Genomic DNA, 25,591 nt, shown 5'->3' with positions numbered 1-25,591 from the left:
TAACCTAAGAGGTTAGGCCCCAGGAGGGCCGGGAACAACGGCCCAAAAAGACAAAATCTAACCCCCTTTTTTGTCGTTCAATGACCAGATGCGCGCGGCCAGCTCCAGCTGGAAGCGGTCCTCGGGGCGGTCCAAGGCCACCCCCAGCCTGGCCTCCACCCGGCGCAGGCGGTAGCGGAGGGTGTTGAGGTGCACCCCCAGGGCGCGGGCCGCTTCCTTGTAGCGGAAACCAGCCTGAACCCAGGCCCAAAGGGCCTGGCGCTCGGCGGGGCGCAAGGGGGCGAGCCAGGCGAGGAGTTCCTGGCGGGCCTCGAGGTCCCCCAGGAGGAGGCGGGGCACCAGGTGGGCCTCATAGAGGTAAACCCCGGGCTCGGCAAAGGAGAAAAGCCGCTCTACCTCGGGCAGAGCCTCTCCCAGAGCCCCGGGAGCCTTGGGCCGGGAAAGGTAAAGGGGAAAGGCTAGGCCAAGCTCCCGCCAGAAGGCCCCGGGGTCCAGGGCCTCGGGCAGGAGGAAGCGCACCTGGTTGAGGCTCACCGAGAGGACCCCGCAGGCCCCCTTGCGCCGCAGGAGGCCCCGCACCTCCCCCACCACCCGTTCCCGCTCCTGGAACCCCCTTTCCGTGAGGGGCAAGGGCAGGGGCAACAGGAGGACCCCAAGCCGGTACCGCCGGGAAAGGTCCAGGCCAAAAGCCCGCGCCCGCTCGGGGTTCAAGGCCTCCCGCCGCCCCTCCAAAAGGGCATCCAAGAAGGCATACCCCAGCCTGGCCTCCTGCTCCGCCAAGGCCCGCTGGTGGGAGAGGATCAGCCCGGCCACCAAGGCCGCGTTCTCCAGGGCCTGCCTCTCCACCTCATCGGCCTCCCCCTCCAGGGCCAGGTATCCCCCCAGACCCCTGCCCAAGGGCACGGGAACGGCGAAGCCCCTTGGGACCTCGGCCAGGGCCACCGGGCGCCCGAGGAGTTGGGAAAGCCGCCCCAGGAAGGCCGCCATGTCCTCCCGGCGTAGGACCGCCTGCATCAGGGCCCGGTGCAGGGTCTGGACCCTTTCCTGGACCTCCAGCTGCCGGGCCAGAAGCCGCTTGAGCACCTCCTCGGTCACCTGGGCAAAGGGCACCTCCCAGGGAAGCTCCAAGACGGCCACCCCCCTTTGGCCCAGGACCTCGAGGGCCGCCTGGGGAAAATGGGCGAAGAACTGGGGAACCGCCAGGGCCACCCCGGCGGGCTCCCGGGCGGCCAGGGCCTGGGCAAAGCGCCGCAGGGCCTCCTCCTCCCGAGGCCAGGCATAACCCGTGGAGAGGAGGAGCTGGCCCGGCCGCACCCAGGGAGCAGGCTCTGGCAGGTCCACCACGTGGACCCAGGAGACCGGGCGCCGCGCATCGCCCGCCAGCAGGCGGGCCCGCGCCAGGGAGGGCAGGGCCAGCAGATCCTCCAGGGGGAGGCCCATGGGTCTACACCCCCATGCTACGGGCCCACCTGCCGCACCTCCAAGGCCCTGAGCCGGTTGGCCGCCGCCCCCAGCTCCAGGGGGCGGACCCAGGCCAGCTCGGGCGCCTCCTCCAGGGGGAAGAGGTCGGGAAAGGGTTCGGCGGCGAGGAGGCCCTCCACCAGGGCACGGAGGGGGGTCTGGCCATCGGCCAGGTTCTGGAGGCGGCGAAACAGGGCGCCGATGGTCCGCACCTGGGCGTTCTCAAAGAGGTCCAGGGCTGAGAGGTCCACCACCTCCTCCCCATAGAGGAGCTCCCGGAGGCCCCGTCCCCGCACCCGGGCCTTGCGGCCCCGCCTGGGGTCAAAGCTCTCGGGCAAGGGGGCCCGGGAGCGGAGGATCAGGGGATGCTGGGGCTCGCCGAAGACCCGGCCCGTGGGGTGGCTTTGGGCCACCCGCCTCGCCTCCTGGGTGGCCTCGCGGGGGCGGTAGGCCTCCAGGAGGACCACGGTGTCCGCCAGGTCCAGGTAGTCTCCCACCCCGCCCACCACCAGGACCAGGCTCACCCCCAGGGCCTTGAGGTCCCCCACCCGGTCCAGGAGGGGGGTGAGGGTCTCCTGGCGCACCAGGGCCTGCATGCGGGCGTCCCGCACCAGGAGGTTGGTGGCGGAGGTGTCCTCGTCCAGAAAGAGGACCCGGGCCCCTAGTTCCAACGCCTCGAGGATGGCCGCCGCCAGGCTGGTGGAGCCCGAGGCGTCCTCGGTGGAGAAGAAGGCGGTGCTCTGGCCCAGGGGCAGGCCGTGGACAAAGGGGCGCAGGTCCACCCCCCTGACGCTCCGGCCGTCCTCCGACTGCACCCGCTGGGCCAGGGGATGGGTGACCACCCACTCCCGCCCATCCCCGGGTACGTGGGGATGGACCCCGTGGACCAGGGCCTCCAGGAGGGTGGTCTTGCCGTGGAACCCGCCCCCGGTGATCAGGGTGAGCCCTTGGGGAAGCCCCATGCCCCAAACCTCCCCGGCGTGGGGCACCCGGAAGCCCACCCGCAAGGAGGGGGGGCTTTGGAAGGGGATGGCCCCCCGCAGGGGCCTCTGGCTCACCCCGCTCTCCCGGGGAAGGAGGCTCCCCTCCCCCACGAAGGCCACCAGGCCCTGGGCCTCCAGGCGCTCCTGGATGTGGGCGAAGTCCTCCACCTGGCGCACGTGGCGGAGAAGGGCCTGCTGGTCCAGTTCGGGGAGGAAGTCCCGAAGGTGCCGCAGCAGGGCCTGGAAAAGCCCCCTGGCCTCCTTGCCCAGGATGCGCCTTCCCACCGCGGGCAGGCCCAGGCGGAGCCTCAGGAAAAGCCCCCCCGGGGAGAGGTGGGCCCCGGCCCGCTTCAGCACCTTGGGGCTTTCCACCTCCACCCGCACCTGGCCGGAGTGGCCGCTTCCCCCCACGGAGGGAAGGTGGCGGAGGCGGGCCTTGAGGCTCCTCAGGAGGAAGTCCTCCACCGCCACCCGGCCCTCGGGGCGGGTGTAGACCCTAAGCCCTAAGAGGGCCGAAGGAGGGTAGCGGACCTCCAGGATGCTGGGGGCGGCGAAGGGGTCCCCCTGCACGTGGACGAACCTCAGGACAAATCCCTCCCCCTGCCAGGTGCCCTTCAGGTCCTTGTAGAAGGGATAGGGCTTGCCCTCGAGGGTTGCCAGCTTGTCAAGGAGGTCGGACAGCGAACGCACGGGGGGATTTTACCGACCCCAAGGGGTTCTCCCTAGAGGGCCTCCACCTCCACCCGCCTCAGGGCGCGGGAGAGGCGCTCCAGGCCCTCCAGAAACTCCGCCTCGGCGATGGTGAGGGGCGGGGCCACCACCAGGATGTTGTGCTTGGCCAAAAGGTAAACCCCTTCCTGGAGAAGGGCCTTGAGCAGGGCGGCCATGGGGGGGCTGAAGGGCCCGTGCCAGGGGGAAAGGGGTTCCTTGGTCTCCCGGTCCCGGACCAGCTCCAGGGCGTAGAAGGCGCCCAGGCCCCGCACGTCCCCGATGAGGGGGTGGTGCCGGGCCAGGTCCTTCAAGGCCTCCAGGAAGAAGCCCTCCATGGCCCGGACCCGGGCGAAAATCCCCTCCTCCTGGTAGGTCCTAAGGGCGGCAAGCCCCGCGGCCACCGCCAGGGGGTGGCCCGAGTAGGTGTGGCCGGTGGGCAGGGGGGTTTCGTCAAAGTGCCGGGCCAGACCCTCCCGCACCAGGACCCCGCCCAGGGGCACGTAGGCCGAGGTCACCCCCTTGGCGAAGGTGATGAGGTCGGGCACCACGCCGAAGCGCTCCGCAGCGAAAGCGGCCCCCACCCGGCCAAAGCCGGTCATCACCTCGTCAAAGACCAGGAGGATGCCGTGGCGGTCGCAGAGGGCCCGCACCCCCTCCAGGTAGCCCTCCGGATAGAGGATCACCCCGTTGGACCCCACCACGGGCTCCAGGAAGATGGCGGCCACCCGCCTGGGGTCCTCGTGGAGGAGAACCCTTTCCAGGTGCTCCAGGGCCCGGCGGGCCTCCTCCTTTGGGTCTTCCGTGTAGAAGGGGCTGCGGTAGGGGTAAGGGGCGAAGAAGTGCACCACCCCGGGGATGGCCGGCTCCGCGGGCCAGCGACGGTTCTCCCCGGTGAGGGCCGCGGCCCCGTGGGTGCCTCCGTGGAAGGAACGGTAGGCGGCCAGGACCTTGGGGCGGCCCGTCAGGTGGCGGACGAACTTGAGGGCATCCTCGTTGGCCTCCGCCCCCGAGGGGGTGAAGAACACCCGTCCCCCCTCAGGCCAAGGGGAGATGTCGGAAAGGGCCTTGGCCAAAAGGGCCCGCTTGTCGTGGAAGAGGCTGGGGGCGGCGTAGGCCAACACCCCCGCCTGCTCGGCGATGGCCCGCACCATGCGGGGGTGGGCGTGGCCCAGGTTCACCGCCACCAGGCCGGCGGAAAGGTCCAGGTAGCGGCGCCCCTCCTGGTCGTAGAGCCAGACCCCCTCCCCGCGGACCACCATCGGGGGGTCCAGGGGGGCCTGGGCCACCCAGGGGGTGAGGACGTGCCTTTTGTGAAGGGCTTTCAGGTCCATTTGTCCGGATTATATCCCCGGGGGAACCCCAGGGCCCCTATGGGTGAGGGGCTTGACGGTTATGTGATAACGCAATATCAATATTGCCATGAGACCCTTCCCCGCCCTCCTCGGCTTCCTCCTGGCCCCCGCCCTGGCCCAAGTCCCCGTGGCCGCCACCACCCCCATCCTGGCGGACCTGGTGCGCCAGGTGGGGGCAGGCCGCCTCCAGGTGGTGGAGGTGGTGCCCCGGGGGGCCGACCCGCACACCTTTGAACCCACCCCGGCCACTGCCAAGGCCCTCTCCCAAACCCGGCTCCTCTTCGCCAACGGGCTTGGCCTCGAGCCCTTCCTTCCCAAGCTGCAAAACCTCCTGCCCAAAGGGGCCAAGGTGGTGCGGCTGGGAGAAGGCCAGCCGGGCCTCATCTGCCTCGAGGAGCCCGGCCACGGCCATGGCCCCTGCGACCCCCACCTCTGGCTGGACCCCACCTACGCCTTGCGCTACGCGGAGGCCATCGCCCGGGAGCTTTCCGCCCTGGACCCCCAGGGCCAGGCCCAGTACCGGGCCAGCCTGGAGCGCTTCCGCCAGGAGGTGCAAAGGCGGGACCGGGCCTTCCAGGCCTGCGGCCTTAAGGGCACCAAGGTGGTGGTGCAGCACGACGCCTTCCGCTACTTCGCCCGGCGCTACGGCCTCCAGGTGGTGGGGGTGCTGAGCCATGGGGGGGCCCAGGAGGTGGGGAGCCGGAGCTTCCTGACCCTGGTGGAACGGGCCCGGCGGGAAGGGGTGCGCCTCCTCCTGGCCGAGCCCCAGTACCGGGGCACCGCCCTCAAGGCCCTAGCCGAGGCCCTGGGGGCCCGGGTGGCCGTCCTCTACACCGACACCCTGGACCAGAAGGTGCCCAGCTACCTGGCCCTCTTGGACCACAACCTGAAGGCCCTTTGCCCATAATGGAGGCATGGGCTTCAAGGAGGTCTTCGGTCTCCTCCCCGAGGCCAGCGCCCAGGCCCCGGGGCGGGTGAATCTCCTGGGCGAGCACACGGACTACCAGGAGGGGTACGTCCTCCCAACCCCGGTGCCCTACTTCACCCAGGTGGAGGCTGCCCCCGCCCAGGGGCAGGTGGAGGCCTACAGCGAGAACCTGGGGGAACTCAGGGCCAGGCCCCTGCAAAGCCCTCCCCAGGGGGATTTCCTGGACTACCTCCTGGGGGTGGTCTGGGCTCTGAGGGCCTCGGGGCACGAGGTGCCCGGGGCCCGGTTCTACGTGCGAAGCCGCCTGCCCATGGGGGCAGGGCTTTCCAGCTCCGCCGCCTTGGAGGTGGCCGCCCTCAAGGCCCTCCGCGCCCTCTACCGCCTCCCCCTCTCCGACCAGGAGGTGGCCCTCCTGGCACAGAAGGCCGAGGTGGAGTACGTGGGGGTGCGCTGCGGCCTCATGGACCAGATGGTGGCCAGCCTGGGGGAAGTGGGCAAGGCCCTCTTCCTGGACACCCGCACCCTGGCCCACGAGAACCTCCCCCTCCCCCCCCGCACCCGGGTGGCGGTCCTGGACCTGGGCCTGAAGCGGCGGCTGGCCGAGGCGGGGTACAACGAGCGGCGAAGGGAGGCGGAGGAGGCGGCGCGGCGGCTTGGGGTGCGGGCGCTTCGGGACGTGGCCGACCTCTGCCTGGTGGAAAGCCTTCCCTCCCCCCTGGACAGGCGGGCGCGCCACGTGGTGAGCGAGAACCTCCGGGTGCTTAAGGGGGTGGAGGCCCTGCGGCGGGGGGACGCCCGCGCCTTCGGGGAGCTCATGACCCAAAGCCACCGCTCCCTCTCCCGGGACTACGAGGTGAGCCTCCCCGAGCTGGACGCCCTGGTGGAGGCGGCCCTGGCGGCCGGGGCCTACGGGGCCAAGCTCACCGGGGCGGGGTTTGGGGGGGCGGTGGTGGCCCTGGTGCCCGAGGAGGGGTACGCGGCCTTCAAGGAGGCCCTAGAGGCCCGCTTTCCCCAGCTCCAACTCCTCTAAGGGGCTTAAGCTATAGACATGGAAAAGCCAAGCCTCCTGCCCCTCCTGGACGCCCGCCTTCCCCTCACGGAGGCCAAGGTGGCGGAGGCGGCCAGGCTCGCCGGGGTCCCCCTGGCCCAGGCCTGGGGGGTGGTGCGCTACTACCCCCGCTACCGGGGCCTTCCCCAGGGAAGGCTTCTGGTGGACGACCCCGTGGCGCGGGCCCGGGGGTTTGAGGCGCTCCTGCGGGAGGCGGAGGGCACCTATCCCCCCTTGGGCCTCGAGGCCTTGGCCCCCGTCTACCTGCGCTTCACCCCGGAGGAACGCTACGTGGAGTGGCAGGGCCAGCTCGTTCCCTTCTCGGAGTTCCGCCTACCCTTCGCCCTGGGCAAGGGAGGCCGGCTCCTTCCCCCTGAGCCCATCCTGGACCTCGAGGGGTACCGGGCCCTGGGAGGGCTAGAGGCCCTAAAGAGGCTGGGGCAAGGCCTCCTCACCCCCGAAGGGGTGGTCCGGGCGGTGGAGGAGGCAGGCCTCCTGGGCCGGGGCGGGGCCGCCTTCCCCACCCACCTGAAGCTCCGGGCCGTAGCCCAGGGCCAGCCGCCCAAGTACGTGGTGGTGAACGCGGACGAGTCCGAACCCGGCAACTTCAAGGACCGCTTCCTCCTGGAGCACCACCCCTTTTTGGTCCTGGAGGGAGCCCTGCTGGCCGCCTTGGCCGTGGGGGCGGAAAGGGTCTACCTCTACGTGCGGGAGGAGTTCCAGGCGGCCATCCTGGGGCTGGAGGCGGCCATCGGGGAGCTCAGGGAGGCGGGGCTTCTCCCCTTGCCCGTGGAGGTCTTCCCAAGCGGCGGGCTTTACATTTGCGGGGAAGAAACCGCCCTTTTGGAGTCCATGGAGGGCCGGCGGGCCGAGCCCCGCCTCAAACCCCCCTTCCCCGTGGAGCGGGGGCTTTGGGGGCGGCCCACCCTGGTGCAGAACGTGGAGACCCTGGCCAACCTCCCCCTCATCCTGCGGGAAGGCCCGGCGGCCTGGCGGCAAAAAGAGCCCAAGCTCTTCTCCATTAGCGGGGACGTGGCCGAACCTGGCCTCTACGAGCTCCCCCTGGGCACCCTCCTGGGGGAGGCCCTGAGGCGGGCTGGAGCCGCAGAGGTCCAGGCGGTCCTTCTGGGCGGGGCGGCCGGCGTCTTCACCCGGGACCTAGCCTTCCCCCTGCGCTACCGGGAGAGGCTACCCTTGGGGGCCGGAGCCCTGGTGGCCTTCGGGCCGGGGGTGGACCTCTGGGAGGTCCTGGAGGGGTTGGCCCACTTCTTCCGGGAGGAGTCCTGCGGCAAGTGCTTCCCCTGCCCCCTGGGCACCGCCGTGCAGCTGGAGATGGTACGGCGCCGGGAACGGGACCCCAAGCTCCTGGCGGACCTGGCGGCCACCCTCAAAGGAAGCCTCTGCGGCCTAGGCCAGTCCGCCCACTGGGCCTACCAGAGCCTGCTGGAGGTGGAAGGTGCGGCTTAGGGTAGACGGGCAAGAGGTGGAAACCAAGGAGGGGGCGCTTCTCCTGGAGGTGGCCAGGGTCCCCACCCTCTGCCACCACCCCCAGACGGAGACCCGGGGCCTCTGCCGCCTGTGCCTGGTGGAGGCCAATGGCAGGCTGGTCCCTGCCTGCGCCACGGAGGCCAGGGAGGGGCTGGAGGTGCGGACGGAGACGGAAGAACTCAGGGCCCTGCGCAAAACGCTTCTGGAGTGGCTTTTCCTCACCACCGACCTCTCCCTGGCCCCGGAGCTCAGGACCCTGCTGGAGGAATACGGGGGAGAGCCCGAACGCTGGGGGGAGGTGCCCAGGCGAAAAGGGCGGGAGGCCCTCCGGGACAACCCCTTCTTCCTCAGGGACTACGCCCGGTGCGTGAACTGCCGCCGCTGCGTGGACGCCTGCGGGGACGGGATTATGGGGGTCTACGCCCTGGCCATGGAGGGGCGGGGGCTTTTGGCCCACCCCACCACCCCCCTGGACCGCCCCCTGCCGGAAACCCCTTGCGTCTTCTGCGGCAACTGCGTGCAGGTCTGCCCCACGGGGGCCCTGAGGCCCCTTTCCCTGGAGGTGTGAGATGCGCACCACCTGCCCCTACTGCGGCGTGGGCTGCCAGGTGGAGCCCGAGGTGCGGCAGGGCCGCGTGGTCCGGGTCCTGGCCCCAGACATCCCCCCCAACCACGGGGCCCTCTGCGTGAAGGGCCGGTTTGGCCTGGACTTTCCCTTCTCCAGCAAGCGCCTCCTCTACCCCATGCTCCGGGAGAGGAAGGGAGCGCCCTTGCGCCGGGCCACCTGGGAGGAGGCCCTGGACTTCGGGGCGGAAAGACTCCTGGAGGTCCTAAAGCGCCGCGGCCCCGAGGCCATCGCCGTCTTTCCCTCGGCCAAAACCACCAACGAGGAGGTCTACCTGGCCCAGAAGCTGGCCCGGGCCCTCCTGGGGACCAACCACGTGGACCACTGCTCCCGGCTCTGCCACTCCTCCTCCACCGCCGCCCTGAGCCGCTCCCTGGGCGGGGCCAGCATGACCAACCCCCTGGAGGACATTGGGAAGACGGACCTCTTCCTGGTGGTGGGCTCCAACACCACGGAGACCCACCCGGTGATCGCCGCCATGATCAAGAAGCGGGTGCGCCAGGGGGCCAGGCTCATCGTGGTGGACCCGCGGTACACGGGCATGGCCGAGGCGGCCACCCTGTGGCTTAGGGTGCGCCCGGGCACCGACCTCTTCCTCCTCAACGCCATGGCCCGGTACCTCCTGGAGGAGGGGCTCTGGGACCGGGCCTATGTGGAGGCGCGCACCGAGGGCTTTGCCGAGTGGCAGGCCTCCCTGGAGCCCTACACCCTGGAGGCCGCCGAGGAGGCCACCGGGGTCCCCCGGGAGAGGATCGCCGAGGCCGCCCGGCTCTACGCCACCACCCCCCGGGCCGGGGCCTACTGGGCCATGGGGGTCACCCAGCACACCAAGGGCACGGCCACGGCCCAGGCCCTGGTGAACCTGGCCCTCCTCACCGGCAAGGTGGGGGTGGAGGGAGCGGGGCTCAACCCCCTAAGGGGCCAGAACAACGTCCAGGGGGCGGGGGACATGGGGGCCCTGCCCGATGTCCTCCCCGGCTACGGCAAGGTGGCGGAGGAGGGGGTAAGGCGGCACTTTGAAGCCCTCTGGGGCGTGCCCCTGAACCCAACCCCGGGGCTACGGATGACCGAGGTGTTTGAGGCCATCCCCCAGGTGGAGGCCATCTACCTGATCGGGGAGGACCCCGTGACCAGCGAGCCCTACCAGGAGCACCTCAAGGCCAAGCTCCGCGCGCTTCCCTTCCTCATCGTCCAGGACATCCTGGAAAACGAGACCACCCCCTTCGCCGACCTGGTGCTCCCCGCGGCCAGCTTCCTGGAAAAAGACGGCACCTTCACCAACACCGACCGCCGAGTGCAACGGGTGCGGCGGGTGCTGGACCCGCCGGGGGAGGCAAGGCCGGACTGGTGGATCACCCAGGAGCTAGGCAAGCGTCTGGCCAAGGCCCTTGGCCGCCCCTGGCGGGAATACCCCCATCCCGAGGCCATCTGGGAGGAAGTCCGCCAGGCCCTCCCTGGGATGATGGGAGGGATCACCTACCGCCGGTTGGAGGCGGAGGGGGTGCGCTGGCCCTGCCCGCACGAGCACTACCCTGGGGAGGCTGTCCTCTTCCGGGAGCGCTTCAACACCCCCTCGGGGAAAGCCCGCTTCTTCCCCGTCCACCCCACCCCTCCCGCCGAGCCCCCCTCGGAGGACTACCCCTTCACCCTCTGCACGGGCCGGGTCCTCTTCCACTGGCACGGGGGCACCCTGAGCCGCAACAGCCAGCTGAACGCCGCCTACCCCGAGCTCAAGGTGGAGGTGAACCCCCTGGACGCCGCCCGGCTGGGCATCGCCGACGGGGAGCCCATCGAGGTGGTGAGCCGCCGGGGACGCATCCGCGCCCGGGCCTGGGTCACGGACCGCACCCCCGAGGGGGTGGTCTACGCCCCCTTCCACTTCGCCGAGGCCCCCGCCAACCGGCTCACCCTGGACGCCCTGGATCCCATAAGCCGCATCCCCGAGTTCAAGGTGAGCGCGGTGCGCCTGGAAAAGGTGGACTAGGAGGCGGGAAAGGCAAAGCTCTCGTAGCCCAGCTCAGCCACAGAGAACCAGCGGTAAAGCTCCGAGCGGAAGCTCCAGTAGGCGGTGTACACCTTCTTGTAGGTGGCGTCCTTGGCCGCCTGTTCCTCGTAGAGGGCCCGGGCTTCCTCCAGGGCCTTTTTCATGATCTCCGCAGGCCACTTCCTGAGGCGCACCCCTGCCCGCAGGAGGCGCTGCAGGGCGGGAGGGTTCAGGGCATCGTACTTGGCCATCATGGTGAGGTTGACCTCCGCGGCCGCCACCTGGAAGGCCTCCTGGAACTCCTTGGGAAGCCTGGCCCACTCCCGCTGGGAGACCAGGAAGGAAAGCTGGGCGCTGGGCTCCCAGAAGGAGGGGTAGTAGTAGTAGCGGGCCACCTTGTAAAAGCCCAGCTTCTCGTCGTCGTAGGGGCCGGAGAACTCCGTGGCGTCAATGGTACCCCGCTCCAGGGCGGGGTAGATGTCCCCGGCGGCCAGGGTCTGGGGCACCACCCCAAGCCGCCCCATGACCACGCCTCCGAGGCCGGGGATGCGCATGCGGATGCCCTTCAGGTCGGCCAGGGTGCGGACCTCCTTGCGGAACCATCCCCCCATCTGGGCCCCGGTGTTCCCCCCGGGGAACTGGAGGAGGCCGAAGTCCGCGTAGAGGGCGCGCAGGAGCTCCAGCCCGCCCCCGAAGTACATCCAGGCGTTGTGCTGGCGGTAGGTCATGCCGAAGGGCACCCCCCCGTCAAAGGCCAGGGCAGGGTTCTTGCCCACGTAGAAGGGGCCATAGGTGTGCCCCGCCTCCACCGTGCCCTGTTGCACCGCGTCCAGCACCTGCCCCCCAGGCACGATCTCCCCCGCCTGGAAGACCCGGATCTGGAACCGCCCCTCGGTGAGCTCGGCCACCCGCCTGGCCAGGTCCTCGGCGCCCCCGTAGAGGGTGTCCAGGCTCCTCGGGTAGCTGGAGACCAGCCGCCAGCGCACCTGGGGGGTGGCCTGGGCCCGGGCCGTGTAGGCCAGGCTGGCGGCCAAGCCCACCCCCACCTTCCTGAGGAAGTTCCGCCGCTCCATAGCCCCTCCTTTGCCCTAGAGTATAAAGGCCTACTCCCCCCGCAAGAGCCTCTCCACCTGGGCCAGGAGGGTCTGGCCCTCAAAGGGCTTACCCAAAAAGGCCTTGGCCCCGGCCTCCAGGGCCTCCTGCTGGCTCCTGGCGGAGACGCTGGCGGAAAGGGCCAGCACAGGAGGCCCCCCCTGGGCCCGGGCCGCCCGGATGACCTCGAGGCCCGAAACCCCCGGCATCACCAGGTCACACACCAGGAGATCGTAGCCCTGGGCAAGGCGCTCCAGGGCCGCCTGGCCGGAGGAGGCCCAGTCCACCTGGTGGCCCGCCCGCTCCAGCATGCGGCGGACCATGTGGGCCACCAGGGGCTCGTCCTCAACCAACAGGATGCGGGCCATATAGGGGTAGGATAACCCGGAAGAGGCTGCCCTTGCCCACCTGGGTTTGCACCTCTATCCGCCCCCCGTGGGCCTCCACGATGTGCTTGGAGATGAAAAGGCCAAGCCCCGTGCCCGAGACCCCGCGGGCGCGGGCGTTCTCCGCCCGGGCGTAGCGCTGGAAGAGCTTGGGAAGCTCCTCCTCAGGAATGCCCGGGCCGGTGTCCTCCACCTCCAGGACCACCGCCTCCCCCTCCTGCCGGGCGCCAAAGCGCACCCTGCCCCCCGGCGGGGTGAACTTGAAGGCGTTGGAAAGGAGGTTGCCCACCACCTGGACCACCCGGTCGGGGTCCGCCTCCAGGATGGGCAGCTCCGAGAGCTCCACCTGGAAGGCCACCCCGGAAAGCCGGGCCACCCCCTGGAAGCTCCGGGCCAGGTCGGCCAGCAGGGGTTTCAGGTTGACGGGGCGGCGGGCCACCTCAAAGCGGCCGGCCTCGAGGCGGCTGGTGTCCAGGAGGTTGTCCACCATGGTCTTGAGGCGGAAGGCGTTTTCCAGGATGAGGTCCACGGACTCCTGGGCCGAGGGGGAAAGCTCCTCCTCCCGCAAGAGCTCCGCCAGGCCCATGATCACCGCCAGGGGGGTGCGGAGCTCGTGGCTCACCGCGGCGATGAACTCCCCCTTGAGGCGGTCGGCCTCCAGGCGGGGCCTCAGGTCGCGGAGGTTCACCACCACCCCCATCACCCGGGGCTCCTCCAGCAGGTTCCGCCCCCAGGCCTCCATGGGGATGGGGGTGCCATCCGCGTGGAGGACCCGGAACTGCCCCGTGCGCACCTCCCCCGGGTGGTGCAGGAGCTCGCGAAAGAGCTCCTCGGCCAGGAAGCGGTCTTCCGGATGAACAAAGTCCAGCCCGCTCACGGGGGCCCGCTTGTACCCCTCGGGGTCATAGCCCAAGACGGCGCGCACGCTGGCGCTCACGAAGCGGATCAGCCCCTCCCGGTCCAGCACGTAGACCACGTCCTGGGAGTTCTCCAAAAGGGCCTTGAGCCTCTCCTCCTCCGCCTCCACCATGGCCAGGAAGCGGGCCTTCTCCAGCACCAGGGCCAGGAGAGTGCCCACCTGGCCCAGGCGGGAGAGGAGGCGCTCGGAAAAACGCCGCTCCTTGCGGTAGCCGAGGAAAAGCCCCCCCCTGAACCCCTCCGCCCGGAAGGGCACCACCAGGGCGCTCTTCAGGCCCAAGGAAGCCGCCAGGGCGCAGTCCTCCGCCTGGAGCGTCTCCACCCCCAGGGGGCGGTCCTCGGCCAGGGCCTTTTCCATGAGGTTGGGCCGGGGAAGGGGGGTGGGCAAGGCGCAGGTGCCGGAGAGCACCTCCCCTTCCCCCTCCCCCTCCGCCCAAAGGAGGCTTTCATCCGCGGCAAAAAGGGTCTGAAGGCGCTCCACAATGGCCCCAGCCAGGGAGGTTAGACCCCGCTGGCGCAAGGCCGCCTGGGCCACGTCCACCAGGGCCTGGGTGAAGGCCACCTGATCCCGCAGGGCCCGCTCCATGCGGGAGCGCTCGGTGATGTCGTGGAGGACCAGAACCCGCATCTCCCCCACCTGCCGCCCCCGCACGCTGTAGGTGGCCCCGCCCAGGGCCACCTCCAGCCGCCCCCCCTCGAGGGCCGGCCCCAGGACTCCGGGGAGGTCCTCGAGGAGCACCTCGGCTCCCAGGCCCAGGGCCTCCCGGGCCCGGCCGTTGGCAAAGCCCCGGTCGCCGAAGAGGACCACCACCCCATCGGGAAGCTCCTCCAGCACCTGGGAAAGCCGCTTGCGCTCCGCGGCCAGGGCCAGGGAAAGCTGGGTTTTCTCCCGGTAAAGCTGGGCGTTCCTCAGGGCCACCCCCGCCACCCCGGAGAGGAGCTCCACGTAGCGCATCTCCTCCTCCGTGACCGCAGGCCCCCCGGGCCCGTGGTCCACCGCCACGGCTCCCAGGGCCTCGGCCTCGGCCAGGATGGGCACGTAGGCCACCTTGGCCCCTGCCTCCTGGGCCGCGGCCGGGGGAAGGTATTCCCGCTCCAGGAGGAGGGTGCGCCGCTCCCGCACCGCCCGGGCCAGGGGGTCGGGAGAGGAGGCCAGGTCCAGGTGGATGCGGCTACGTCCCTCGGTCCAGAAGAGGTTCTCCCCCTTCACCGTGAGGAAGCCCTCCAGCCACCCTCCCCGCACCAGGGCCACGGTGACCCGGTAGAAGCCAAAGCGCTGGGAGAGGGAGCGGGCCAGGGTCTCCAAGACGGCGCTGGGCTCCAGGGCCCGGGCCACCTCCCGGGCTAAGGCGCTCACGTGGGAAAGGGCCTCCACGTGGCGGGAGAGGTTTTGCAGGGCCCGGTTGCGTTCGGCCAGGAGCTCCCCGTTTTTGAGGGCCAAGGCGGTGAGCTGGGCCAGGAGGAGCAAGAGGGGCTGCAGGGCCTGGGGGACCCCCTCGAGGCTCAACACCCCCTTGGCCCCGAAGCGGGGGCAGGTGGGGCAGATGAGGGGCCGGGTCTCCCGGGTAGCCCGGGGGCGCACCTGGCAGCGGGCCTCGGGGTCGGCCCAGCAGAACTCGGCCTCCTCCCCCACCACCGGCAAAAGCCACTCCTCCCCCCGCCTGACCGGCCCCTCGGCGAAAAAGGCCTCCTGCACTGCCCCCTTCTGGTAAAGGGGCAGGGCGATGGCGGAAACCGTGTAGTGGCGTCCCCGGCCCGAGGCCACCTCCCCCACCAGCTCCCGGGTCTTGGGGTGGTAGAGGAAAAGGGCCGCCCGCTCCACGCCTTCCTCCGTGGCCACCTCGAGGAGGTTGCGCAAAATCTGGATAGGTTCTAGGTCTTTCAGGAGCGCCCGTTGAAAGCGGCCCAGAACCCCGAGTTGCCCCACCAGTCTCATCTGCCTCCAATGGTAGCATGGGGCCGGGGTTGCAAGGGGCAGGGAAAAATCTTAGACTTGGTCAAAGAGAAGGGCCCCTTGGCCCTGGAGGAGAGGCATGCCCATAGACTTCCGCCTCACCGAGGAGCAGAAGCAGCTCCAAGCCCTGGCCCGCCGCTTCGCCAAAGAAGTCATCCTGCCGGCGGCGGCGGAGTACGACGAGAAAGAGGAGGTTCCCTGGCCCATCATTGAAAGGCTCCACGAGGTAGGCCTCCTGAACGCCATCATCCCCGAGGCCTACGGGGGGATGGGGCTCAAGATGCTGGACGAGGTGATCGTGGGAGAGGAGCTGGCCTACGCCTGCATGGGCATCTACACCATCCCCATGGCCAGCGACCTGGGCATCACCCCGGTCCTCCTGGCGGGTACCCCCGAGCAGAAGGAGCGCTTCCTGAGGCCCCTCACGGAGAAACCCGCCCTGGCGGCCTTCGCCCTCAGTGAGCCCGGCAACGGCTCCGACGCCGCCGCCCTCAAGACGCGGGCCGTGCGCCAGGGGGATTACTACATCCTGAACGGCACCAAGATGTGGATCTCCAACGGGGGGGAGGCAGAGTGGGTGGTGGTCTTCGCCACCCTAAACCCCGAGCTTCGCCACAGGGGGGTGGTGGCCCTGGTGGTGGAGAAGGGAACCCCGGGCTTCAAGGCGGTTAAGCTCCACGGCAAGATGGGGCAAAGGGCCAGCGGCACCTACGAGCTCATCTTTGAGGACGTGAAGGTGCCGGTGGCCAACCGCCTGGGGGAGGAGGGGGAGGGGTTCAAGATCGCCATGAACACCCTCAACAAGACCCGGATTCCCGTGGCGGCGGGGAGCGTGGGGGTGGCCCGGCGGGCCCTGGATGAGGCCAAAAAGTACGCCAAGGAACGGGAGGCCTTCGGCCAGCCCATCGCCAACTTCCAGGCCATCCAGTTCAAGCTGGCGGACATGATGATTGGCCTGGAGACCGCCCGCATGTACACCTACTACGCCGCCTGGCTGGCAGACCAGGGCCTGCCCCACGCCCACGCCAGCGCCATCGCCAAGGCCTACGCCTCGGAAGTGGCCTTTGAAGCGGCCAACCAGGCCATCCAGATCCACGGCGGCTACGGCTACATGCGGGAGTTCCCGGTGGAGAAGCTCCTGAGGGACGTGAAGCTCAACCAGATCTACGAGGGCACCAACGAGATCCAGCGGCTCATCATCGCCAGGCACGTGCTGGCGGAGTGAAGGAGGTCTGGGATGAAGTTTGTAGCGGTAATCCGGCAGGTACCCGACGGGGAGAGCAGGCTGAAGGTCCAGGGGGAGCGGGTGGACCTATCGGGGGCCACCCTGATCCTGGACCAGATGGACGAGTACGCGGTGGAGGAGGCCCTGCGCCTCAAGGAAAAGCACGGGGGGGAGGCCATCGTGGTGGGCTTCGGCCCCGAGCGTACCGAGGAGGCCATCCGCACCGCCTTGGCCATGGGCATGGACCGGGGCGTGCACGTGGTCTTTGAGGGCCACGCCGACCCCGTGGCCGTGGCCGAGGCCCTGGCCCCCGTGCTGCGGGAGGAGGCCCCCACCCTGGTCCTCACCGGGGGGCAGCAGGCGGACTGGGACAGCCAGGCCCTGGGCGGAGCCCTGGCCGAGGCCCTGGGGGTGCCGGTGGTGGCCTGGACCACGGCCCTAGAGCTGGAGGGGGAGACGGCCAAGGCCAAGCACGACCTGGACGAGGGCGCGGAGTGGGTGCGGGTGCGCCTGCCCGCGGTCTTCACCACCCAGCAGGGCCTGAACGAGCCCCGCTACCCCACCCTGCCCGGCATCATGAAGGCCAAGAAGAAGGAGATCCGCAAGGTGCAGGTGAGCCTGAGCCCCAAGGTGGAACTCCTTTCCGAGGAAATCCAGGAAAAGGCCCGCCTGGGCAAGGTCCTGGACGGCAAGGACCCCGCCCAGGCCGCCGAGGAACTGGTGCGGCTTCTGCACGAGGAAGCCAAGGTGATCTAGGAGGCGGAGATGATCCTGGTGGTTCTGGACCACGACGGCAACAGGCTGAGGAAGGGGAGCCTCGAGGCCCTCACCCGGGCCCGGGCCCTGGCCGAGGCCCTGGGCACCCAGGTGGCTGGGGTCCTTTTGAGCGAGGGGCAGGCACCCGTGGAGGAGGCCCGAGGCCACGTGGCCACCCTGTTCGTGGCCGAGCTCGGCCCCTACACCCCCGAGAAGTGGGCCGCCGGGGTGCTGGCGGCCGCCAAGGACGGGGTCAAGGCCATCGTCGCCCCCTCCTCCCGGCAGAGCCGGACCTACCTGGGGCGGGTGGCCTACGCCCTGAAGGCCGGCCTCCTGGAGGACACCCTGGAGTCCTGGGCCGAGGGGGGGATGGTCTATGCCACCCGCTATGCCTACCTGAACCGGGTGACTCAGAAGGTGCGGGCCGCGCTTCCCGTGGTCCTCACGGTGAAGCCCAACACCACCCCTCTGGCCCAGCCCTTGGGAAGCATGGGCGAGGTGGTGCCCCTTTCCGTGCCCCAGGTGGCCACGGTGGAGGTGCTGGAAAGGGTGCAGGAGGAGAAGAAGGGGGTCTCCCTCACCGAGGCCAACGTGGTGGTCACCGGCGGCCGGGGCCTGGGGAGCGCCGAGGCCTTTAAGGAGGTGGAGGAACTCGCCGCCCTCCTGGGGGGCGCGGTGGGGGCCACCCGGGCGGTGGTGGACGCGGGCTGGCGCCCCTACGCCGAGCAGGTGGGCCAGACGGGCAAGACCGTGCAGCCGGCCCTCTACATCGCCCTTGGAGTCTCAGGGGCAGTACAGCACCTGGCGGGGATGAACAAGAGCAAGTACATCGTGGCGGTGAACAAGGACCCGGATGCCCCCATCTTCAAGCACGCCGACTACGGCATCGTGGGGGACGTGCACCAGGTCCTCCCGGCCCTCATCCAGACGGTGAAGAAGCTAAAAGACTGAAAGAGGCGGGAGCCCGGCCCCTATGGGGGCCGGGCCCTTCTTTAGCCCCTGGGCGGGGCGCCTTCGTCCTCCATGCGGGCCTCCTCGAGGCCTGAAGGGGTGGCCCCTTCCCTCACGGACCTCTCCCCTGGCCGCTGCACCAGGCGCAGGAGGAGGTAAAGGAGAAGGAGCACCACCACCACCCCCACGGCGTAGGGCCAGGCGGGAGGCTGGGAGGGAGCAGGGGTTTCCGGCAGGGCAAGGGGTGGGGCCGGGGCCTGGAAGACCTCCCCCTCCAGCTTGCCCACCCGTTCCCCCAGGGCCTTCAGGGCCTCCTCCTGGGTGGAGAGGCGGTTCTCCAAGGCCACCAGCCTGGCCTCGAGGGCCTGGAGGCGCGCATACCCCCAGTAGCCCGCCCACGCGCCCAAGGCCACCAGGAGGACCAGCGCGGCAGGGATCAGCCATCGTCTCATACTTCCACCTCCTTGCCAGGCCCGGTTTGCTGGAAGCGTGCCCGGCTTCTTAATGTATCATGCGGCCAGTATGGCCGACAACGCCAAGCTTATCCTGGATGAACTTCTGGCCGAGCTGGAGGAAAGGCGCAAGAGGGTCCTTCTGGGCGGGGGCGAGGAGCGCATCAAAAAGCAACACCAGCAGGGCAAGCTCACCGCCCGGGAACGCATAGACTACCTGCTGGACCCCGGGAGTTTCGTGGAGCTCATGCCCTTCGCCGAGCACCTGGAAACGGGGCTCATGGAGGGGATTGAAGCCCCCGCCGACGGGGTGGTCACGGGCTACGGCACCATCGGGGGCCGGTTGGTCTTCGTCTTCAGCCAGGACTTCACCGTCTTGGGGGGTTCCCTGGGCAAGATGCACGGCCGCAAGATCGCCAGCCTCATGGACCTGGCGGCCAAGGTGGGGGCGCCCATCATCGGCCTCAACGACTCCGCCGGGGCCCGCATCCAGGAGGGGGTGGACAGCCTCTCGGGCTACGGGGAGGTCTTCTACCGCAACGCCATCTACTCCGGGGTGGTGCCCCAGATCTCCGCCATCCTGGGCCCCTGCGCCGGAGGGGCGGTCTACAGCCCGGCCATGACCGACTTCGTCCTCATGAGCCGCGGGGGTAGCTACATGTTCATCACCGGACCCGAGGTCATCAAGAGCGTGACCCGGGAAGAGGTGACCTTTGAGGAACTGGGCGGGGCCGACGTGCACATGGAGCGCAGTGGGGTGGCCCACCTGGAGGGGGAAAACGACCGGGAGGTGCTGGACCTAATCCGCAAGCTCCTCTCCTACCTGCCGCAAAACAGCCGGGAAAAACCCCCCGTCCTGGACCCTCAGGACGACCCCATGCGCCCCACCCCCGAGCTTTTGGACATCGTCCACCCCGATGCCCGCAGGCCCTACAACATGCACCAGGTGATCCGCACCCTTCTGGACGGAGGGGAGTTTCTGGAAATCCAGCCCCGGTTCGCCAGGAACATCATCGTGGGCCTGGGGCGGCTCGGGGGGTACCCTGTGGGGGTGGTGGCCAACAACCCCCGCTTCATGGCGGGGGCCCTGGACATCAACGCCTCGGACAAGGCCGCCCGCTTCATCCGCACCATGGATGCCTTTAACATCCCCCTCCTCACCCTGGTGGACGTAACAGGCTTCCTCCCCGGGGTAGCCCAGGAGCACGGGGGCATCATCCGCCATGGGGCCAAGATGCTTTTCGCCTATGCCGAGGCCACGGTGCCCAAGATCACCCTCATCGCCCGCAAGGCCTATGGGGGGGCCTACCTGGCCATGAACTCCAAGGACATGGGGGCGGACGTGGTTCTGGCCTGGCCCACGGCGGCGGTGGCGGTGATGGGAGCCGAGGGGGCAGCCAACATCATCTACCGCCGGGAGATCCAGACCTCTCCCAACCCCGAGGAGACCCGGCGGAAAAAGATTGAGGAGTACCGCCGGGCCTTTGACAACCCCTGGGTGGCGGCGGGAAGGGGCTACATTGACGACGTCATTGACCCCGCCCATACCCGGCGCATCCTCTACCAGCACCTGCGCATGCTGTGGGAGAAGAAGGAGGAGCGCCCCTTCAAGAAGCACGACAACATCCCCCTCTAAGGCCAACCTAGGACCTTTGCGGTCCAAAGTCCTAGGGCTTTGGGCCGTTGTCCTTGGCCAGCACCGGCTTCCTCCCCCCTTGCGCTCCCAGGGCCCCTATAGCAGCCACAAGCGGGGGTCCACCATTCCCCACAAGTTCTACCCCCCCAAGTATGCCGACGGCACCCCGGCCACCGATCTGGCTCCCGGGCTAAGGCTGGCGTTGCGCCTCACCAATAGCTGTGCCAGCGACCTTGGGACCACCTACGAGGGCAACGATTTCCCCAGCGGCTCCACCACCTGGCGCTACGACCCGGAAAGCGGCCACTACATCTTCAACCTGAAGACCCAGTTGGGGTGGAGTTTGGGCTGCTACCGGACCACGGTTTCCTACGCAGGCATCACCCTGGCGGAAACCTACTTTAACCTGGTGCGGTAAAGCCAGAATACTTACAGATAGACCCGGTGGTACCCCGTCCCACCGGGTTCTCTTTTGCTTCTGGAGCTATGTGCTCTTCCTCACGCTTCAAGGCACGCCCCCACCCACAACTCCTTGGAATCACCGTAGGCCAGGCTTCAAGCCAGCAGGTTTGAGGGATTGTAGGATACTAATCGGAGGTATGGGCATGAAGCGAGCCATCCTCGGACCCATTTTCCTTTTGGCCCTGATGGGATTTGCTCAGCCTTTCCGCGTCACCGATGCCACCGGCAAGACGGTGGAGGTCCGTTCTCTGGAGCGCATCGTTACCCTAGGCGGGGTGAACACCGAGGTGCTCTATGCCCTGGGGATGGGGGACCGCATTGTGGGCCGGGACGGCACCAGTGAGTACCCTCCTCAGGTGATGTCCAAGCCCAGTGTGGGCCTGCCCGGCCAATATTCCGCCGAGGCCATCCTGGCCCTGCGGCCCACCCTGGTGGTGGCCCGGGAGGACACCCGGCCCACCCAGGTGCTGGACCAGGTGCGGGCGGCCGGGGTTCCGGTCATCCTGGTTCCCATTGAGCCCACCGTGGAAGGGGCCAAGCGGCGCATCCGCCTCCTGGCGCAGGCGGTGGGCCGCCCTGAGGCGGGAGAGGCCCTCATAAGGGGCCTCGAGCGCGACCTCTTGGCCCTGCGCTCCTTCCAGGCCCAGCAGGCCCCCAAGGGGAAGCTGAGGGGGCTTGTGGTCTACCTGCCAGCGCCCCAGGTGGCCTTCGTGTGCGGGGAGGGGAGCATCTTTGTGGCCATCATGGAGCTTGGAGGGGTGGAGAACGCCCTCAAGGGGGTGCGGGGGTGCCAGCCCATGAACCCTGAGGCGGTGGTGGCCGCGCGGCCCGACCTCCTGGTGACCACCAAGAAGACGGTGGAGACGGTGGGGGGCCTCGAGGGCCTCCTCCGCGTGCCCGGCATGGCCCAGACCCCGGCAGGGGCACGCCGTAAGGTGCTGATCATGGAGGAGAACTACCTGGGCAACATCGGTCCCCGGATGGGGCGGGCGGCTTTGGACCTTTTCCGGGCAGCCTACCTGCAAGAGGGCGTGGTGGAGGTAAAGTAGGTGGGCCATCCCATGGCGTACCGGAGGCATAGGGCCCGATGACAGAGGCGCTCTCCACTCCCTCCCGTCTGCGCCGCTACCGGCGGGCCCTTTGGGGGCTTGCGCTCCTCCTACCCTCGGTCCTCCTGCTGGGGGTAAGCCTGGGGGCCTACCACATACCCCTCCAGGACATCCCTGCCCTCCTCCTGCGGGGGGAAGGCGTGGCCTACCAGGTCCTGGTGGCCCTGCGCCTGCCCCGGGTGCTGGGGGGGGCCTTGGTGGGTGGGCTTCTGGCCCTGGCCGGCGCCGCCCTGCAGGGGTTATTCCGCAACCCCCTGGTGGACCCAGGGCTGATTGGCGTCTCTGCCGGGGCCGCCCTGGGGGCAGCGGTTTTCATCGTCCTCCTGCCGGGGGCGGGGGCCCTGGAGACCTACGGCCTGCCCCTTTTTGCCTTCCTCGGCGGCCTCCTGGCCACCCGACTTCTCTGGCGGCTGGCCCACACCCCCTTGGGGGTTCAGGTGACGGTGCTCCTGCTTTCCGGCCTGGCCCTGAACGCCCTGGTGGGAGCCCTGATTGGCCTCCTCACCTTTCTGGCTTCGGAGCAGGAGCTGAGGAGCCTGACCTTTTGGACCCTCGGAGGGTTCTCCGCCCTCACCTGGCGCCTCCTCCTGGCAGGCCTGCCCCTGGGCCTCCTGGCCTTGTTCCTCCTCCTCCCCCTGGCCCGGGGGCTCAATGCCCTGGCCCTGGGAGAACGGGAAGCCTTCCACCTGGGGGTGGACCTGGAGCGCCTGAAGGGGCGCCTGGTGGCGGGCTCGGCCCTGGGGGTGGGGGTGGCGGTGTCCCTGGCGGGGGGGATTGGGTTCATCGGGCTCCTGGCCCCCCACCTCTTCCGCCTCCTGGCAGGGCCGGACCACCGCTTCCTCCTCCCGGGCTCGGCCCTCTTGGGGGCAAGCCTCACGGTGCTGGCGGACCTCCTGGCCCGCACCCTGGCGGCGCCCTCGGAAATCCCCGTGGGGGTGCTCACCGCCCTACTGGGGGGGCCCTTTTTCCTCTACCTGGTCCTGCGGCACAAGCGGGAGGTATACCGTGCTTGAGGCTAAGGGGCTCGGCTACCGGGTGGGGGAGCGGTGGCTTTTGCGGGGGGTGGACCTGAACCTGGCACCAGGAGACTTCTTGGCGGTGCTGGGGCCCAATGGCTCGGGAAAGACCACCCTCCTGCGCCTCCTTTCCGGGGAACTTTCCCCCACGGAGGGGGAGGTGCGGCTTCTGGGAAAACCCCTGGAGGCCTACGGAGCCCAAGGGCTGGCCCAAAAGCGGGCGGTCCTTTCCCAAGGGCGGGAGATGAGCTTCCCCTTCACCGCCTACGAGGTGGCCTTCCTGGGGCGGCTTCCCCACATAGCGGGGCGGGAAGGGCCGGAGGACCACGCCCGCACCTGGCAGGCCCTGGAAAAGGCTCGGGCGGCCCCCTTGGCCGAGCGCTTCTTCCTAAGCCTCTCAGGGGGTGAGGCCATGCGGGTGGAGGTGGCGCGGCTTCTGGCCCAGGAGGGGGAGGTCCTCTTCCTGGACGAGCCCACCAACCACCTGGACCCCCGGTATGCCCTGGAGCTCCTGGGGCTTTTCCGGGCCATGGCCCACGAGGGAAGGGGTGTGGTAGCCGTGCTCCACGACCTCAACCTGGCGGCCCTCTTCGCCGACCGCGTCCTCGTCCTCAAAGGAGGGAAACCGGTGGCCCAAGGTGGCCCGGAAACCGTGCTGGAACCCAGCCTCCTCGAGGAGGTCTACGAGGTGCCTTTCCGCAAGGTGGGGTCGTTGGGCCGAATCCCCCTTCTCCTGCCCGTTCCCCAAGGGGTTCTGCGGGGAACCTGAGGGGCCTGGCATTGGGTAAAACCCCCCTTAAAAGGTTAAGCTGAGACTAGGCTGTGCTGAAGGTCTGGCTCCAGTTTGCCCTTACCGCCCAAAAAGAGGCCATGGCCGAGGCCCTGCGGGCTCGAGGCTTTGAGGTGGTGGACCTCCCCTTCCTGGCCCAGGTGGCCCTGGTGGAGGCCGACCGGGAGGTGGCCGCCCCGCCCCCCCTGCCCACGGTGCTCCTCCTCCGGGAGGAGGAGCAGGCCATGCAGGCCCTCAAAAAGGGGTATATGGGCTACCTATACCCCGGGCAGGGACTGGAGGTTCTGGTCAGGGCCCTCGAGGCGGTGGCCCGGGGGGAGGTCTGGGCGGAACGCCGCCTGGTGGCCACTTTGGTGAGTAACCCCCTCCCCCACCTGACCCAGCGGGAAAAGGAGGTGGCCACCCTGGCGGCCCTGGGCCTTTCCAACGAGGAAATCGCCGAAGAGCTCGGTATCTCCGTGAAAACCGTCAAGACCCACCTCTCCCTGGTCTTCCAGAAGCTGGGCATCCGCAAGCGGAGCCAGCTGGCCCACATCCGCTTCATCTCCTGAGGCGCTTTCTTTGACCTAGGCCTATGGGCAAAAGAAGCCTAGGTCCTTTTTTCCGAAAAAACCCCCAACGTCCCCCAACCTGGACCTAGAACCAAAGCCCGTTGTGGCCTCCCAAGCCTCGGGCGATCATGAGGGTGAAAGGAGGCGGATATGAGAAGCAAAACCCTCTGGCCGCTTGGGGCCGCGTTCCTTATCCTGCTCCTGGCCGGTTGCGGTGGGCAGACCGGGAAAACGCCGGATAGCACCCTTTCCGCCGCCAGCGTGGGCCCCAGGGTGGTGACGTACCCCGACTGGCAGTCGGGGGACGTCGTGTTTGAGTGCACCCAGGCAGGCGTAAACTTTGACGGCGCCTACAAAGTAGACCCGCCCGAGAGCGACACCTACGACCTAGACACCTACGGCAACAAGGTGACCGTGACCTTCTACGATGGGGGCCGGTACATGGACTGGTCCGCCACCCTTCCCATCTCCGCGGTGATCGTGAAGGGCGGCCCCGGGGCCAACGTCTACCTCTATGAACCCCCGGCCACCTCGGGCATGGGCCTGCGGTCCCCGGACCACCCCCGTCCTGGCCAGATTCCCGCCATCAGCCACGTGACCTTCTGCTGGGAGTACCGCCTCGAGGTGAGCAAAACCGCCCAAACCACCTACACCCGGCAGTACTACTGGAGCATCGACAAGACCGGGAACCACAGCCAGCTCACCCTGAGCCCGGGCCAGGTCTTCCCCGTGGAGTACAAGGTGGCGGTAGCGGTGAAAGGTTACGAGGACCGAGACTTCGCCGTGAGCGGCGGGATTACCATCCGCAACAACACCCCCATTACCTTCGTAGTGCAAAGCGTGGAGGACATCATCTCGCCTGACATCGCCGCCAACGTGAACTGCGGGACCCTGCCCCGCACCCTGGCCCCCGGGGAAAGCCTCAGCTGCACCTACAGCGCCAGCCTCCCCGACAAGGGGGCCCGCACCAATACCGCCACCGTGCGCTACGTGCGCGAGGGGCAGGAGCGCATGCGCACTGCCACGGCCACAGCCCCCGTGGTCTTCGGGGAACCCACCACCCTGGTGGACGCCAGCGTGAGCGTTTCCGACGACAAGTACGGGCCCCTGGGCACGGTGAGCGCCTCCGAAGCCCCCAAGACCTTCACCTACACCCTGGAGGTGGGCCCCTACACCTGCGGGCCTCAGGACACCTTCTATGCCTTCACCAACACCGCCACCCTCACCACCAGCACCACCCAAACCACCCTTTCCGACAGCTGGACGGTGGAGGTGCGGGTCCCCGCCTGCCCTGTGGGCTGCACCCTGACCCAGGGCTACTGGAAGACCCACACCAAGTACGGCCCCGCCAAGCCCCGGGACGACGCCTGGGACCTGATCGGGGAGGATACCACCTTCTACCTCTCGGGCCAGAGCTACTACCGGGTGCTCTGGACCCCGCCCTCCGGGGGCAACCCCTACTACCAGCTGGCCCACCAGTTCATCGCCGCCACCCTGAACAAGCTGAACGGGGCCGCCACCACCCCCCAGGTGGAAGCCGCCTTGGCCTGGGCCCACAGCTTCTTCAGCAACTACCCTCCCAACTACGCCTTCAACCGGACCCTTACCAACCAGGCCCGGTACTATGCCGGCCTCCTGGCCCAGTACAACGAGGGCTACATCGGCCCCGGACACTGTAGCGAGTAGCCCCAGGCCAAGCCCCCGGGCCCTTGG

22 protein-coding genes are annotated in these 25,591 nt (G+C 69.1%); 15 read left to right on the top strand and 7 right to left on the bottom strand.

Features of this window, described 5'->3' with window-relative positions; translation table 11 throughout:
- Window positions 1–57 precede the first annotated feature (57 nt).
- Genes B128_RS0111255 through B128_RS0111245 form a run of 3 tightly spaced genes read right to left on the bottom strand, consistent with a single transcriptional unit; the run spans window position 58 to window position 4,486 of the window.
- Entirely contained in the window at window positions 58–1,440 is a 1,383-nt protein-coding gene (locus tag B128_RS0111255) for a PucR family transcriptional regulator (protein ID WP_018112374.1), read from the bottom strand.
- A gap of 17 nt (window positions 1,441–1,457) precedes the next feature.
- Window positions 1,458–3,134, bottom strand: coding sequence for an ABC-ATPase domain-containing protein (locus tag B128_RS0111250; protein WP_018112373.1), 1,677 nt, complete (start codon window positions 3,132–3,134; stop codon window positions 1,458–1,460).
- 32 nt (window positions 3,135–3,166) lie between these two features.
- Window positions 3,167–4,486, bottom strand: coding sequence for an aminotransferase class III-fold pyridoxal phosphate-dependent enzyme (locus B128_RS0111245; protein WP_018112372.1), 1,320 nt, complete (start codon window positions 4,484–4,486; stop codon window positions 3,167–3,169).
- A gap of 88 nt (window positions 4,487–4,574) precedes the next feature.
- Between B128_RS0111245 and B128_RS0111240 the strand changes: the two genes are divergently transcribed.
- The 5 genes from B128_RS0111240 to fdhF are packed head-to-tail and all read left to right on the top strand — an operon-like array spanning window position 4,575 to window position 10,580.
- The gene (locus tag B128_RS0111240) at window positions 4,575–5,414 is read left to right on the top strand and encodes a metal ABC transporter substrate-binding protein (RefSeq protein WP_018112371.1); all 840 of its coding nucleotides are present in this window, start codon (window positions 4,575–4,577) and stop codon (window positions 5,412–5,414) included.
- A 7-nt stretch (window positions 5,415–5,421) separates the two neighbouring features.
- Entirely contained in the window at window positions 5,422–6,465 is a 1,044-nt protein-coding gene (galK, locus tag B128_RS0111235; RefSeq protein WP_018112370.1) for a galactokinase, read from the top strand.
- 18 nt (window positions 6,466–6,483) lie between these two features.
- The gene (locus B128_RS0111230; RefSeq protein WP_018112369.1) at window positions 6,484–7,950 is read left to right on the top strand and encodes an NADH-ubiquinone oxidoreductase-F iron-sulfur binding region domain-containing protein; all 1,467 of its coding nucleotides are present in this window, start codon (window positions 6,484–6,486) and stop codon (window positions 7,948–7,950) included.
- Window positions 7,940–8,539 (top strand): 2Fe-2S iron-sulfur cluster-binding protein, encoded by a 600-nt coding sequence (locus tag B128_RS0111225; RefSeq protein ID WP_018112368.1) that lies wholly within the window; start codon window positions 7,940–7,942, stop codon window positions 8,537–8,539. Before B128_RS0111230 ends, B128_RS0111225 begins: the two co-directional genes overlap by 11 nt.
- 1 nt (window position 8,540) lies before the next feature.
- On the top strand, window positions 8,541–10,580 hold the full coding sequence (gene fdhF, locus B128_RS0111220) for a formate dehydrogenase subunit alpha (protein WP_018112367.1): 2,040 nt from the start codon (window positions 8,541–8,543) through the stop codon (window positions 10,578–10,580).
- On the opposite strand, the gene B128_RS0111215 is transcribed toward fdhF, so the two are convergent.
- The 3 genes from B128_RS0111215 to B128_RS13425 are packed head-to-tail and all read right to left on the bottom strand — an operon-like array spanning window position 10,577 to window position 14,912.
- A complete protein-coding gene (locus tag B128_RS0111215) occupies window positions 10,577–11,653 on the bottom strand; it encodes a TRAP transporter substrate-binding protein (RefSeq protein WP_018112366.1) in 1,077 nt (358 codons plus the stop codon). The genes fdhF and B128_RS0111215 overlap by 4 nt on opposite strands.
- Before the next feature lie 30 nt (window positions 11,654–11,683).
- Window positions 11,684–12,040 (bottom strand): response regulator transcription factor, encoded by a 357-nt coding sequence (locus B128_RS0111210; RefSeq protein WP_018112365.1) that lies wholly within the window; start codon window positions 12,038–12,040, stop codon window positions 11,684–11,686.
- Entirely contained in the window at window positions 12,018–14,912 is a 2,895-nt protein-coding gene (locus B128_RS13425; protein WP_018112364.1) for an ATP-binding protein, read from the bottom strand. Before B128_RS13425 ends, B128_RS0111210 begins: the two co-directional genes overlap by 23 nt.
- A 97-nt stretch (window positions 14,913–15,009) precedes the next feature.
- On the opposite strand from B128_RS13425, the gene B128_RS0111200 reads away from it, so the two are divergent.
- Genes B128_RS0111200 through B128_RS0111190 form a run of 3 tightly spaced genes read left to right on the top strand, consistent with a single transcriptional unit; the run spans window position 15,010 to window position 17,862 of the window.
- Window positions 15,010–16,155: an acyl-CoA dehydrogenase family protein gene (locus B128_RS0111200; RefSeq protein ID WP_018112363.1), complete on the top strand. Its 1,146-nt coding sequence runs from the start codon at window positions 15,010–15,012 to the stop codon at window positions 16,153–16,155.
- Between the two features lie 12 nt (window positions 16,156–16,167).
- Window positions 16,168–16,911 carry an electron transfer flavoprotein subunit beta/FixA family protein gene (locus B128_RS0111195; RefSeq protein WP_018112362.1) on the top strand — a complete coding sequence of 248 codons (744 nt, stop codon included), beginning with the start codon at window positions 16,168–16,170 and terminating at the stop codon, window positions 16,909–16,911.
- Window positions 16,912–16,920: 9 nt separating this feature from the next.
- The gene (locus tag B128_RS0111190; protein WP_018112361.1) at window positions 16,921–17,862 is read left to right on the top strand and encodes an electron transfer flavoprotein subunit alpha/FixB family protein; all 942 of its coding nucleotides are present in this window, start codon (window positions 16,921–16,923) and stop codon (window positions 17,860–17,862) included.
- A gap of 41 nt (window positions 17,863–17,903) precedes the next feature.
- Here B128_RS0111190 and B128_RS0111185 read toward each other — a convergent pair whose 3' ends face one another.
- Entirely contained in the window at window positions 17,904–18,314 is a 411-nt protein-coding gene (locus B128_RS0111185; protein WP_018112360.1) for a hypothetical protein, read from the bottom strand.
- A 70-nt stretch (window positions 18,315–18,384) separates the two neighbouring features.
- On the opposite strand from B128_RS0111185, the gene B128_RS0111180 reads away from it, so the two are divergent.
- The 7 genes from B128_RS0111180 to B128_RS0111150 all read left to right on the top strand — a co-directional run bounded on the left by B128_RS0111180 (window position 18,385) and on the right by B128_RS0111150 (window position 25,564).
- The gene (locus B128_RS0111180; RefSeq protein ID WP_018112359.1) at window positions 18,385–19,950 is read left to right on the top strand and encodes an acyl-CoA carboxylase subunit beta; all 1,566 of its coding nucleotides are present in this window, start codon (window positions 18,385–18,387) and stop codon (window positions 19,948–19,950) included.
- 79 nt (window positions 19,951–20,029) lie between these two features.
- Window positions 20,030–20,368 (top strand): PxKF domain-containing protein, encoded by a 339-nt coding sequence (locus tag B128_RS0111175; RefSeq protein WP_156822428.1) that lies wholly within the window; start codon window positions 20,030–20,032, stop codon window positions 20,366–20,368.
- 181 nt (window positions 20,369–20,549) lie between these two features.
- Complete coding sequence (locus B128_RS0111170; RefSeq protein ID WP_018112357.1) at window positions 20,550–21,461, top strand: heme/hemin ABC transporter substrate-binding protein; 912 nt, start codon at window positions 20,550–20,552, stop codon at window positions 21,459–21,461.
- A gap of 38 nt (window positions 21,462–21,499) precedes the next feature.
- Window positions 21,500–22,534, top strand: coding sequence for a FecCD family ABC transporter permease (locus tag B128_RS0111165; RefSeq protein WP_018112356.1), 1,035 nt, complete (start codon window positions 21,500–21,502; stop codon window positions 22,532–22,534).
- On the top strand, window positions 22,527–23,306 hold the full coding sequence (locus tag B128_RS0111160; protein WP_018112355.1) for an ABC transporter ATP-binding protein: 780 nt from the start codon (window positions 22,527–22,529) through the stop codon (window positions 23,304–23,306). The genes B128_RS0111165 and B128_RS0111160 overlap by 8 nt, the downstream gene beginning before the upstream one ends.
- A 53-nt stretch (window positions 23,307–23,359) precedes the next feature.
- Window positions 23,360–23,878 (top strand): helix-turn-helix transcriptional regulator, encoded by a 519-nt coding sequence (locus B128_RS13420; RefSeq protein WP_018112354.1) that lies wholly within the window; start codon window positions 23,360–23,362, stop codon window positions 23,876–23,878.
- Between the two features lie 150 nt (window positions 23,879–24,028).
- Window positions 24,029–25,564, top strand: coding sequence for a hypothetical protein (locus B128_RS0111150; RefSeq protein ID WP_018112353.1), 1,536 nt, complete (start codon window positions 24,029–24,031; stop codon window positions 25,562–25,564).
- Window positions 25,565–25,591 lie beyond the last annotated feature (27 nt).

Source organism: Thermus igniterrae ATCC 700962, assembly GCF_000376265.1.
Taxonomy (GTDB): Bacteria; Deinococcota; Deinococci; order Deinococcales; family Thermaceae; genus Thermus; species Thermus igniterrae.
Note: the sequence above shows the minus strand (reverse complement) of the source record. Positions and strands in the feature narration are given on the sequence as shown.